Raw genomic sequence first — 11,420 nt, forward strand, 5'->3', positions numbered from 1 at the left:
CTGCACGACGAGCTGGACCGCGTCGGCCTTGAACTCCTCAGTGAACTTCCTGCGATTCGTAGACATCTCTGCCTGTCGTTCCTTCCTGGTAACGACCGTCTACAAGAAGTGTCACACCCCATCATGCCGACGTAGACGCCTGCCGCATCGATAGCGTCGGAGAGCAACGTGTGTGCAACGTTCACGGTCGCGCCCTGGACGCCGTACGCGGTGACCGCGTAGGCCAGATGCGCATCCTCGGCAACGTACTCCGCGGGCAAGGTCACGGTGCGCTGCCGCTTGCGGCCGCTGCCGATCTCGACGACGCTCAGCGCGCCGTCTTCGCCGACGTGCTGCACTGTCCAGGTCTGCCGGTTGGCAACGCCGAGCGTGGACTCGTTGCGGCGAGTCTGGATCACGTCCCCGACACCGATGGGCAGGCCGTCGCTGCCGAACACCGTCCGCGCGTCATCGACCTCGCCGCGGTCGACCCTCTCGGCGCGGATGCGTTCATTCAGCGACCGGGCCTCGTCGTTCGTCGCCGCGGTGATCGCATCCGCTGTACTCGTCGTCGTGGCGATGGCCGACTGCAGGTCCTCATCGGTGTCGTGCAGGGCGATCAGCCCGCGCTCGTTCAGTCGATCGAAGATCGCGGTGGCGTTTCGGGCATGCCGCAGCTCGAGCGTGAGCGCCGCATACGCGGGGTCGGTGAAGCGGTGCAGGCTCGTCATATCCACGACTGCTGGGGTGAGCTTGATGGCGATGTCGAGCACACCTCCGCGACCGACCGCCGGGAGTTGCGCCCGGTCTCCGACGAGCGCGACAGTCGCCCCGGCCTCGTCCGCGACGTGCAACAGGGCGAGGGCGGAGTCATGGTCGAGCATCCCTGCCTCATCGACGACGATCCGCTCGCCTCTCGCGAGACGCTCCTCCTGCGCCGGCCCCCGGTAGGTGCTTCCGGTTTCGGGATCGGCATCACCGGGCCGCAGGCGTGTCCACATACCGTCGCTGTTCCACCGGAACCCGTGTGCGTAGACGAGTGCGGCCACGGAGTCGGTCGGGATGCCGAGTTCCTGGGCGGCGACGTCGGCGGCCTTCTTCGTCGGCGTGACGACCCGCATCCCACGGCCCTCGGCTGCTGCGGCTTCGATGGCCGTCTTGAGCATCGTGGTCTTGCCCGACCCCGCGGCGCCTTCGACCACAACGAGCGGGTCGGCGGATGCGACGACTGCGGCCGCTCGCTCCTGGTCGTCATCCAGGCCTGCCTGCACCGCAAGCTCGTGGACTTCCGGGACGCGCTGGTTGGACTTCACCGCGCGTGCGGTCGCGCAGTTCCATCTCGACAGCGACGACGCGCAGCGATGTCAGATGCGCGACGTGCTCCGGCTTCGGCACACCGGGTGGGAGGACGGAGAGGCAAGCCGATGCTGCGAGATGCGTCGCCAGTTGCAGGAACTCTCGTAGCTCCTCGGGTGTGGCTTGGACGCCGTGCTCGGTGGTGATGCGGGTGACGTGCTCGCGCAGCGTGTGCACCGTCCACGCCGATGCGCCCGCCGCCGCACGGTCAAGTGCACGAGATGCGACTTCATCGATGCGCAGTTCGTCGAGCGCGACCGGTGCAGGCCTGTACGCCCGTGGTGCATCCGGGCTGTAGCCGGCGTCTTCGAGCTCCGCGCGCCAACCGGCCTCGCTGCCGAGCACCGTGGGCTTCTTCCCCGGGCGTTCGTGCTCCCACGCCTTCGCTTTCAGCCGCGCCCGCACGACCGGCCCGGGTTCCTCGCCGGGATGCGCAGCTTCCCATTCGGCCTCGAAGGTGGCGAGATTGCGTTCGACCTGCGTACCGCGCTTCGACAGGGCCGCGTTGAACGGCTCCAGCTCTGCGACCTCTCCCGTCGCCGGGTCGAGAGTGAGACCGCTCTTGTCGAGTACGGCGGCAAGTTGCGGGTGCGCGGCGATGATCGCGGTGCCAAGTGCGCGAATCGCACCCTGCTGCTTGAACAGCGCCGCGGTGTCCAGACCGCGCCACTTCCCCGCGGCGTCGACGCGGGTGCCGATCTGGAAGTGGATGTGCCGGTGCGGGTCACCCGCACGGCTGGTCTTGTGCGCGACCGCGACGGTCTGCAACTGCTGCACCGGCACAATCTCTCGCGCGTGCCGAGGCCCGATCCGGGTGACCGAGTGCTGGGCGAGCCACCGGCGGATCTCCGCCGCCGCATCCTGCTGCGCGGCGTCGAGCACGTCGGAGACCTCCGGGTGCAGGGCGGCGGCGATGGAGAGGGACTTCGGGGCGTTGATCACCATCTCCGCGAACCGGGGCGAACCCCGCATGCCCTCGCCCGCGCCGCGCGGGGTTCCCATCGATGTGCCGCTGATCGGGTCCGTCCAGTCCACCCACGCGGCGTACTGCACCGGGTCGAGCGTCCGCGCCTCGATGATCTCGCCCGCGGAGTCGGTGACGGTGAACTCCGCGAGCGCGGTGCCGCCCTCCAGGTAGTACTCGTCCGCGGTCGACCTGTCCGACTCCAGGTATCGGCGCGCGGCCGCGCCGATACCGCGGAACAGGATCACGCCGCCCTTCACCCCGGGCCTCCTCACGAGTCGTCTCATGAGGGAGGTGCGCACGCCCCACCAGCGGTGGCATACGTCCATGAATGAATCGAGGAGATGCGCGTGGCGCGAGCGTCTGGGCAGGGGGCGCAGATGAGCGGCCGAGACGGTCGGGGCACAGTGGCCACGGTGGTTCGGGAGCGCCGTGCATGGTCGCGGAGCGATGGTGACGCACGGGCGTCGTTAAGCCGATCAGCGCAGCCGAGCGCTCTACGACGATCTCAGGGACTCATCCGTTTGCGGACGCGAACTGGCAGCACGACCGGACAGCGCGAGGCGATCGTGCACAGCGCCACGAGGTGCGGAGGCGACCGCTTCAGGGTCCGATGCGACGGTCCCGGCAATTTTCCGGGACCGTCAGCGAAGGGCGTGAGCGCGCCGTCCAACACGTTTATCCGCGTCGTCCACGGTGCCGCCAAATTGACGGAACCGTCCGGCCTCCCAAAGTTTGGATGGCCGAGTCCTCGTACGGTGGTGGCAAATTGACACCGCCTGCAATCCCGGGGCTGGGGTTCGTGGTGGTGCAAGACTTGCGCCACCACGGTGGTGTCGATTCGGCACAACCGGAGGTCTTTCACGGGGGTGCCGAATCGACACCCCCGTCGCCGAGCCTCGACCCCGCACCGCTGTCCGGCCGTGTCCGGCCGATCTACGGTGGTTGAGATTCCGCACCGCCGCCGCACGCTCATGGACTTGTGGTGCAGGCACGTTACCTCTCCTCTCGCAGAGGCGCAAGGCTTTGTTGAGGAGGTACGCGGCCCGTCCCGCGCAACCAGCGAGCCGCACGGCTCATGTCCCAAGGATCGTGTCGAGGATGTCGGCGGTGACGACGTCGACCTGCTCGGCGGTGATGACGTAGCTGTTGCGTGTGACCATCTCGTTTGCGTGCCCGAGCAGCCGTGACGCGATGGTGAGCCCCGCCGCGCGCTCCACGAGCGTCGCGGTGGTGCGCCTATAAATGTGCGTCGAGTACTCGTCGACCTCTACACCGAGGCGCACAAGCTCATCGCGGTTGTCGTCGATGAACGAGCGCAGCAGCCGTTCGTAGTTGGAAACGCTCATCGGCTTGCCGGTCTTCGTCGGGAACAGCAGTGCCTCCGGCCCACGCTCTGCAAGCGCGAGTCGGCGTCGCACCGCGTCGGCCGCGAGAGCAGGGAGCGCGATGCGACGACGTTGGCGGGTGCGCTTCGGGGCGTTCTTGCGCTGGACGCCCTGCACCTTGTTCTGAATCACGGTGCCGTCGATCAGGATCGTCGGCGGGGCGGTGGTCATGTCTACGTCGCAGCGGCGCAGGCCGATGCACTCCCCCACGCGGGCGGAGGTGCCGAGCATGATGTCCATGCCGTCCACGAGCGCCCGCCAGTTCGGGCGCGGCCCCATGCCCTCCGTCTCCCGCCACCGGGTCATGAGGTCGCGGATCGCCTCGATCTGCTGCGGAGTGAGCATCGCGGTCTTCTTCTCCGGCGTCGGCAGCCGCGCGACGTCGCGCACCGGGTTCGCCGGGATCGCATCGTCGCGCACGGCGAACCCGCAGATGAGCGACAGCACCGAGCGCGCCTTCCGCGCTGCGGACACGCCCCGGTCGGCCAGGAGATTCTGGATGATCCGGTCGCAGCGGCCGACCGTGAGCGCCTCCAGCGTGACGCCGCCACAGACGGGGACGAGGGTGAGACGGACGGTGGTCTCGTAGTTCTCATACGTCGACCACGACAGCGTGCCGTTCTCCGCGCGCACCCTCACCGTCGGCAGCCACGCCTCCGCCGCCTCTGCGATGGTCGATGCGGCGGTAACGATGGACTTCGTGTGCGTCGTCTGCGCCTTCGCGCGAGACTTTAGCTCCTCGCGGGCCTCAGCTTCGGTGGCGCCTTCGGCACGGAGCTGCATCAACTGACCGGAGTCATCGCGCATCCGGGCGCGCGCCCGCCACTTCCCGTTCGCGAGCTGTGTCACCTGCACCTGACCAATCTCGCCTGCGGCGATCCTCGGCCTAGCCATGACGCTGCTCACGCGCCCAGGCGAGCACGTCGTCGCGGTCGTACTTGACGTGCCGGCCGAGCTTCAGCCACGGCGGCCCTGACTTCGTAAGCCGCCAGCCTTCGAGCGTGCGCTCGGGCACGCCCAGCAGTAGGGCGACCTCGGTCTGGGTCAGGAACGCGGGCTCGACCTCGATGCGTGCATGAGCTTCCATGCCAGACAGGTGCGGAGCGCGTACCCACACGAACGAGCGGGGGCGAGTGCGTACCTCATCAGCAGAGACGAGGGCGAGACGCGCCTCTCGGGGGTTTCTGGTCACCAATCTGGTCACCAGACGCCAGATCGTGCCACTCGACGGAGTGAGGAGGGAGCCGGACTTCCTAGAGAACTCTAGCGATTCGTTGCTGGGGTACCTGGACTCGAACCAAGAACAACTGAACCAGAATCAGCCGTGTTGCCAATTACACCATACCCCAAGGGCCGCGCGGCATGAGCCGCAACGACTGTCTAGCTTACCGCACGCGGTGAGGGCGGCCAAACCGGGCGCCCGCCGCGCGTGTCAGCCCTCGAGCCGAGCCAGCAGCCCGCGCAGGCGCGCGAGCGACTGCTCGCGGCCGAGCAGCTCCATGGACTCGAACAGCGGCGGCGACACCCGGCGGCCGGTGATGGCCACGCGCGGCGGGCCGTACGCGACGCGCGGCTTGAGACCGAGCCCCTCGATGAGGGCGCCGGACAGCGCCGCCTGGATCCCGTCCGCCGCGAAGCCGGCCTCCGGCATCCCCTCGAGCGCATCCACGCACGCGCGCAGCACGTCCGCGGCGTTCGCCGGCAGTGACGCGAGCGCGTCGTCGTCGTAGGTCACCTCGTCGGTGAACAGGAACCCGATCATGCCGGGCGCCTCGCCGAGCAGGGGCAGGCGCTCCTGGATCAGCGGGGCGGCCGCCATGATCAGCTCCGTCTCGCGCTCGGTGAGCTCCTCGCCCACGACCCCGGCCGCGAACAGGTACGGCGTGATGCGCTGCGCGAAGTCCTCAGGCGCGAGCATGCGGATGTGGTCGCCGTTGATCGACTCGGCCTTCTTCTGGTCGAAGCGGGCCGGGTTGGGGTTCACATCGGCGATGTCGAACGCGGCGACGAACTCGTCGAGCGAGAACACGTCGCGGTCCGGCCCGATCGACCAGCCGAGCAGCGCGAGGTAGTTCAGCAGGCCCTCGGGGATGAACCCCTTCTCGCGCTGCAGGAACAGGTCGGCGCGCGGGTCGCGCTTCGACAGCTTCTTCGTGCCGTCGCCGAGCACGAGCGGCATGTGGCCGAAGCGCGGGATGAAATCGGTCACGCCGGCGTCGATGAGCGCCTGGTAGAGCACGATCTGGCGCCCGGTGGAGGGCATGAGGTCCTCACCGCGCAGCACGTGGGTGATGCCCATGAGCGCGTCGTCGACCGGGTTCACGAACGTGTAGAGCGGGATCCCGTTGGGGCGGACGATGACGTAGTCGGGGAACGATCCGGCGGGGAAGGTCACCTCGCCGCGGATCAGGTCCACGTACGTGATGTCCTCGTCCGGCACCTTGAGGCGCAGCGCGGGCTGGCGCCCCTCGGCCCGGAACGCGGCCTTCTGCTCCTCGGTCAGGTCGCGGTCGAAGTTGTCGTAGCCCTGCTGCTTGGGGCGGCCGTTCGCCTCGTTGCGGGCGTCGATCTCCTCGGCCGTCGAGAAGCTCTCGTACACGAGCCCCGCGTCCATGAGCTTCTGCAGCACCTCGCGGTGCTGGTCGTGTCGCTCCGACTGGCGGTACGGCGCGTGGGGGCCGCCCACCTCGACGCCCTCGTCCCAGTCGATCCGCAGCCAGCGCAGCGCCTCGAGCAGCTGCTGGTAGCTCTCCTCGCTGTCGCGCGCGGCGTCGGTGTCCTCGATCCGGAACACGAGCTTGCCGCCGTGGTGGCGCGCGTAGCCCCAGTTGAACAGCGCGGTGCGGATGAGGCCGACGTGCGGCAGGCCGGTGGGCGACGGGCAGAAGCGCACGCGCACATCGGCGCCCGTCGCGGTCGTGGTGCGGGGATCGGGAGTAGCCATCCCGACCAGCTTAGTTCGGATGGCCGGTGAAAAGAGGGCCCGACGGCGCCGCGGGTCAGGGCACCTGGAACTCGCTGTCGCGCAGGTCGGTCACGAGCATGTGCCCCGGCGCGTGCGTGATGGCCAGCTCGGGCCGCACCTGCATCACCGCGGCCTGCGGCGTCACGCCGCACGCCCAGAACACGGGGATCGTCCCCTCGGCGATGTCGACGGCCTCGCCGAAGTCCGGGCGCGCGAGATCGGCGATCCCGATCGCGGCCGGGTCGCCCACGTGCACGGGCGCACCGTGCACCGCCGGGTAGCGCGACGTGATGCGCACCGCGTCGGCCACGCGCGCGGCGGGGATCGGGCGCATCGACACGACGACGGGGCCCTCGAAGCGGCCCACCCGCTCGGTCGGGATGGTCGTGCGGTACGCATAGCCGGCCGACCAGCCCGCGGTGGGCGTGGCGAGCCCGGCACGGAAGCGCTCGCGCGACGCGGCGGGCGGGAGGATCGAGACGTCGTCGGCGGTGAGGGACATGCCTCGAGGCTAATGCGTCAGCGCGCGCGGCCCGCCGGTGCCAGCAGCACGATGGCCGCCACGACGACGAGGGCGACGAGCGCGAGCCCGCCGTAGCCGATGAGCGCCAGGATGCCGCCGGCGGCGATCGCGCCGACCGATCCGACCAGGCTCATGGCCAGGTCGGATCGACCCTGCCGGCGGGTGCGCAGCGGCGGCGCCGTCGCCTCGGCGAGCAGCGCCGAGCCCGCGACCGTCGACGCGCTCCAGCCCAGCCCCAGCAGCACGAGGGCGACCGTCACGAGCGCCTGGTCGTCCTGCCCGAACGAGGCCAGCAGCAGCGACGCGACGAGGATCGCCTGACCGCCGAGGATCGTCGGCACGCGACCCAGGCGATCCGCGAGGATGCCGAAGACCGGCGAGAGCGCGTACATGCCCGCCACGTGCAGGCTGATCGTGAGGCCGACGATCTGCAGCGAGGCGCCGTGATGCTCCAGGTGAACGGGGGTCATCGACATCACGGCCGCCATGACGCCGTGCGAGCCCGCGACCGCGAAGATCGCGTAGCGGGCGACGCGCGGGCGGTCGGGGTGCTCCGCGAGGGTCGCGGGGCGCGCGGCGTCGCGCTCGCGGGCCAGCAGCAGCGGATCGGGCCGCAGCGCCACGAGGTACAACGCGACGACGAGCGCCTGCGCCACCACGGAGAAGAGGAAGGGGCCGGTGAGCTCCGGCATGCCGATCCGCTGCCCGATCCACTCCCCCGCGCCCAGCAGGTTCGGCCCCGCCACGGACCCGACCGTCGTGGCCCATACGACGAGCGACAGGTCGCGACCGCGCGTGGCGTCGGCGGCGAGGTCGGTCGCGGCGAAGCGCGACTGCAGGTTCACCGTCTGCCCCGCGCCCGTCAGCGCGAAGCCGAGGAGCAGGAGCGGGAACCAGCGCAGGCCCGTCGCCACGATCACGACGAGCACGCCGACGAGCGCGAGCACCATGCCCGTGGTGAGGGCGATGCGGCGGCCGCGCGACGCGGCGGACCGCGCGAGCGGAATCGCGAGCAGCGCGGAGCCGAGCGTGCTCGAGGCGACGGCGAGGCCCGAGAAGCCCTCGGAGCCCGAGATGTCTGCCGCCAGGAGCGCGCCGAGCGACACCGTCGATCCGAACGCGAGCCCGCCGAGGATCTGCCCGCCGGCGAGCGTCGCGACGGTCCGCCGCTGGATGCGCGCCAGGTCGGCGTCGCTCGGCATCAGCCCGCGTCGCGCGCGACGTTGCGGAGGATGCCGATGCCCGGCACCTCGACCTCGATCGTGTCGCCGGCCTGGAACGGGCCGACGCCCTCCGGCGTGCCGGTGAGGATGACGTCGCCGGGCAGCAGCGTGAACGCCGCCGAGATGTACTCGATGAGGAACGGGATGTCGAAGACCATGTCCGCGAACGCGCCCCGCTGCCGCTCCTCGCCGTTCACGCGCGTGATGACCTCGCCCGAGGCCAGGTCGACGTCGGTCTCGATGGCCGGCCCGAGCGGGCAGAACGTGTCGAAGCCCTTCGCGCGCGCCCACTGCCCGTCGGAGTTCTGCAGGTCGCGCGCCGTGACGTCGTTGGCCACGGTGTAGCCGAAGACGTAGTCCATCGCGTTCGCGGCCGGCACGTTCTTGGCGATGCGCCCGATCACCACGGCCAGCTCGCCCTCCCACTGCGTGTCGCTCGACTGCGGCGGGCGCACGATGGCGTCGCCGGGGCCGACGACGCTCGTGTTCGGCTTGAGGAAGATGAGCGGCGTGGTCGGCACGTCGTTGCCGAGCTCGGCGGCGTGCGCGCGGTAGTTGCGCCCCACGCACACGATCTTCGAGCGCGGGATGACGGGCGCCAGCAGCGCGACGTCGCCGAGCGGCACGCGCTCGCCCGTCGTCTCGAACCCGGCGAACATCGGGTCGCCCGCGAGCACGACCAGTTCGCCCTCGTCGAGGATCCCGTAGCGGATGGCGTCGTTGTGGCTGAATCGCGCGATCTTCACCCGGCCAGCCTAGCCAGACCCGCGCTCAGTCGAGCTTGTACAGCCAGCCGCGGGTGTCCTCGCGGCGCCCGTACTGGATGTCCGTGAGCTCCTCGCGCAGCGACAGGCCCAGCGATCCGATCGGCTGCGCGTCCTCGAAGCCCGCGCCCTTGAGCGCGCCGATCGGGGTGACGACCGCCGCGGTGCCGCACGCGAACACCTCGACGATCTCGCCCGAGGCGACGCCCTCGCGCCACTCGGCGAGCGAGACCGCGCGGCGCTCGACGGCGTGGCCGCGGTCGGCCGCGAGCTGCAGGATCGAGTTGCGGGTGACGCCGTCGAGGATGCTCTCGGACTCCGGCGTCACGAGGGTGCCGTCCTTCTTCACGAACACGACGTTCATGCCACCGAGCTCCTCGATGTTGCCGTCCGCGTCGAGGAACACCACCTGGTCGCAGCCCTGCTGGTACGCCTCCGCCTGCGGCAGCAGGCTCGCGGCGTAGTTGCCGCCGGTCTTGGCCGCCCCGGTGCCGCCGCGCGCCGCGCGGGCGAAGTTCTCGCTGAGCCAGATGCGCACGGGCGTCACGCCGCCCGAGAAGTACGATCCGGCGGGGCTGCCGATCACGTAGAACGCGTACTTCTTCGCCGGGCGCACGCCGAGGAAGGCCTCCTTGGCGAACATGAAGGGGCGCAGGTACAGCGTCTGGTCCGGCCCGCTCGGCACCCAGGCGCCGTCGACCGCGATGAGCTCCCGCAGCGCCTGCAGGAAGTGCTCCTCGGGCAGCTCGGGCATCGACAGGCGCCGGGCGCTGCGGTTGAACCGCCGCGCGTTCTGCTCGGGACGGAAGGTGTAGATCCCGCCGTCGGCGTGCCGGTACGCCTTCAGTCCCTCGAAGATCTCCTGCGCGTAGTGCAGCACCGCGGCGGCCGGATCGAGCGGGATGGGGCCGTAGGGCTGCACGCGCGGGCGGTGCCAGCCGCCCTTCTCCGACCAGCAGATGTCGACCATGTGGTCGGTGAAGACGGTGCCGAAGCCCGGATCGACGAGCAGCGCCTCGCGCTCGGCGGGGCTCTTCGCGGCGAGGTTCTTCGTGACCGCGAACGGAAGCGGTTCCGTGGTGGTGGCTGCGGTGGTCATGTCGGTCCTGTCTGCGTGTGTGCCGGTGGGCGCCGGATCCGGATCGGGTGTCGCGGATCGGAACCCGGCGACCGTGGATCCGCGGGATCCGGCGTCAGTGGAAGATTACGCCTGCAGCCGCGCGGCGATCGCGTCGCCGATCTGCGTGGTGCTGCGCGGCTCCCCCGTGCGGGCGGCGATGTCGGCCTCGATCGCGAGGGTGACGCGCTCGGCCTCGGCGCGCAGGCCGAGGTGATCGAGCAGCAGCGCGACCGATCCGATCGCGGCCGTGGGGTCGGCCGTGCCGGTGCCGGCGATGTCGGGCGCCGATCCGTGCACGGGCTCGAACATCGAGGGGAAGGCGCCTTCGGGGTTGATGTTGCCCGAGGCTGCCAGGCCGATGCCGCCGGTGATGGCGCCGGCCAGGTCCGTGAGGATGTCGCCGAAGAGGTTGTCGGTGACGATCACGTCGAATCTACTCGGTCGATCCACCAGGTGGATGGTCGCCGCGTCGATGTGCATGTAGTCGACCTCGACGTCCGGGTGCTCCGCACCGACCTCGGTGACGACGCGGTTCCACAGCCGCCCGGCGTTGACGAGCACGTTCGTCTTGTGCACGAGCGTGAGGCGCTTGGCGCGCCGCTCGGCCAGCGCGAAGGCGTAGCGGACGACGCGCTCGACGCCGAAGGCCGTGTTGACGCCGAGCTCGTTCGCGATCTCGTGCGGCGTTCCGGGTCGCAGCACGCCGCCGTTGCCGACGTACGCGCCCTCGGTGCCCTCGCGGACGATGACGAAGTCCACCTCGCCCGGATCGGCCAGCGGGCCGGGCACCGTCGGGTACAGGCGCGACGGCCGCAGGTTCACGTAGTGGTCGAGCGCGAAGCGCAGCTTCAGCAGCAGGCCGCGCTCGATGCTCGCGTCCTTCAGGCGCGGATCGTTCGGCACGCCGCCCACGGCACCGAGCAGGATCGCGTCGTGCGCGGCGATGGCCGAGAGGTCCTCGTCCGTGAGCACGTCGCCGGTGGCGAGGTAGCGGTCCGCGCCCAGCGAGAACTCCGTGCGCGCGAACGTCGTGTCGGTGCCGGCGGTGGCCGCCTCGAGCACCTTCACGGCCTCGGCCGTGACCTCCGGCCCGATCCCGTCGCCCGGGATCACCGCGAGCCTGATGGTGCGCGACACG

General features: G+C 70.4%; 9 protein-coding genes, 1 tRNA gene and 1 pseudogene. All 11 read right to left on the reverse strand.

The features are described from left to right. On the reverse strand, positions 1-1,292 hold a 1,292-nt coding region (locus tag ACYVJ0_RS05395), incomplete at its 3' end, for an ATP-dependent DNA helicase (RefSeq protein ID WP_460816488.1). Continuing rightward, entirely contained in the window at positions 1,231-2,559 is a 1,329-nt protein-coding gene (mobF, locus tag ACYVJ0_RS05400; protein ID WP_460816490.1) for a MobF family relaxase, read from the reverse strand. The genes mobF and ACYVJ0_RS05395, both read right to left, overlap by 62 nt. An 816-nt stretch (positions 2,560-3,375) precedes the next feature. Beyond that, on the reverse strand, positions 3,376-4,470 hold the full coding sequence (locus ACYVJ0_RS05405; protein ID WP_460816491.1) for a tyrosine-type recombinase/integrase: 1,095 nt from the start codon (positions 4,468-4,470) through the stop codon (positions 3,376-3,378). Between the two features lie 103 nt (positions 4,471-4,573). Continuing rightward, complete coding sequence (locus tag ACYVJ0_RS05410; protein ID WP_460816493.1) at positions 4,574-4,774, reverse strand: helix-turn-helix domain-containing protein; 201 nt, start codon at positions 4,772-4,774, stop codon at positions 4,574-4,576. A gap of 190 nt (positions 4,775-4,964) precedes the next feature. Next, a tRNA-Gln gene (locus tag ACYVJ0_RS05415) sits at positions 4,965-5,036 on the reverse strand. 83 nt (positions 5,037-5,119) lie between these two features. Beyond that, entirely contained in the window at positions 5,120-6,631 is a 1,512-nt protein-coding gene (gene gltX / locus ACYVJ0_RS05420) for a glutamate--tRNA ligase (protein ID WP_460816495.1), read from the reverse strand. 55 nt (positions 6,632-6,686) lie between these two features. Then, positions 6,687-7,046 (reverse strand): annotated as a pseudogene (locus ACYVJ0_RS05425) (D-glutamate cyclase family protein); the annotation flags it as partial. 125 nt (positions 7,047-7,171) lie between these two features. After that, positions 7,172-8,377: an MFS transporter gene (locus ACYVJ0_RS05430; protein ID WP_460816496.1), complete on the reverse strand. Its 1,206-nt coding sequence runs from the start codon at positions 8,375-8,377 to the stop codon at positions 7,172-7,174. Then, entirely contained in the window at positions 8,377-9,144 is a 768-nt protein-coding gene (locus tag ACYVJ0_RS05435; protein WP_460816498.1) for a fumarylacetoacetate hydrolase family protein, read from the reverse strand. Before ACYVJ0_RS05435 ends, ACYVJ0_RS05430 begins: the two co-directional genes overlap by 1 nt. A 25-nt stretch (positions 9,145-9,169) precedes the next feature. Continuing rightward, complete coding sequence (locus ACYVJ0_RS05440) at positions 9,170-10,261, reverse strand: branched-chain amino acid aminotransferase (protein WP_460816499.1); 1,092 nt, start codon at positions 10,259-10,261, stop codon at positions 9,170-9,172. A gap of 105 nt (positions 10,262-10,366) precedes the next feature. Beyond that, complete coding sequence (locus ACYVJ0_RS05445) at positions 10,367-11,419, reverse strand: 3-isopropylmalate dehydrogenase (protein WP_460816500.1); 1,053 nt, start codon at positions 11,417-11,419, stop codon at positions 10,367-10,369. Position 11,420 lies beyond the last annotated feature (1 nt).

The organism is Microbacterium petrolearium, assembly GCF_054782875.1.

Bases quoted from the DNA above. Each gene is read 5' to 3' on its own strand.
- ACYVJ0_RS05440 (WP_460816499.1), bottom strand. From the start codon at position 10,261: ATGACCACCGCAGCCACCACCACGGAACCGCTTCCGTTCGCGGTCACG.
- ACYVJ0_RS05430 (WP_460816496.1), bottom strand. From the start codon at position 8,377: ATGCCGAGCGACGCCGACCTGGCGCGCATCCAGCGGCGGACCGTCGCG.
- ACYVJ0_RS05405 (WP_460816491.1), bottom strand. From the start codon at position 4,470: ATGCAGCTCCGTGCCGAAGGCGCCACCGAAGCTGAGGCCCGCGAGGAG.
- gltX (WP_460816495.1), bottom strand. From the start codon at position 6,631: ATGGCTACTCCCGATCCCCGCACCACGACCGCGACGGGCGCCGATGTG.
- ACYVJ0_RS05410 (WP_460816493.1), bottom strand. From the start codon at position 4,774: ATGGAAGCTCATGCACGCATCGAGGTCGAGCCCGCGTTCCTGACCCAG.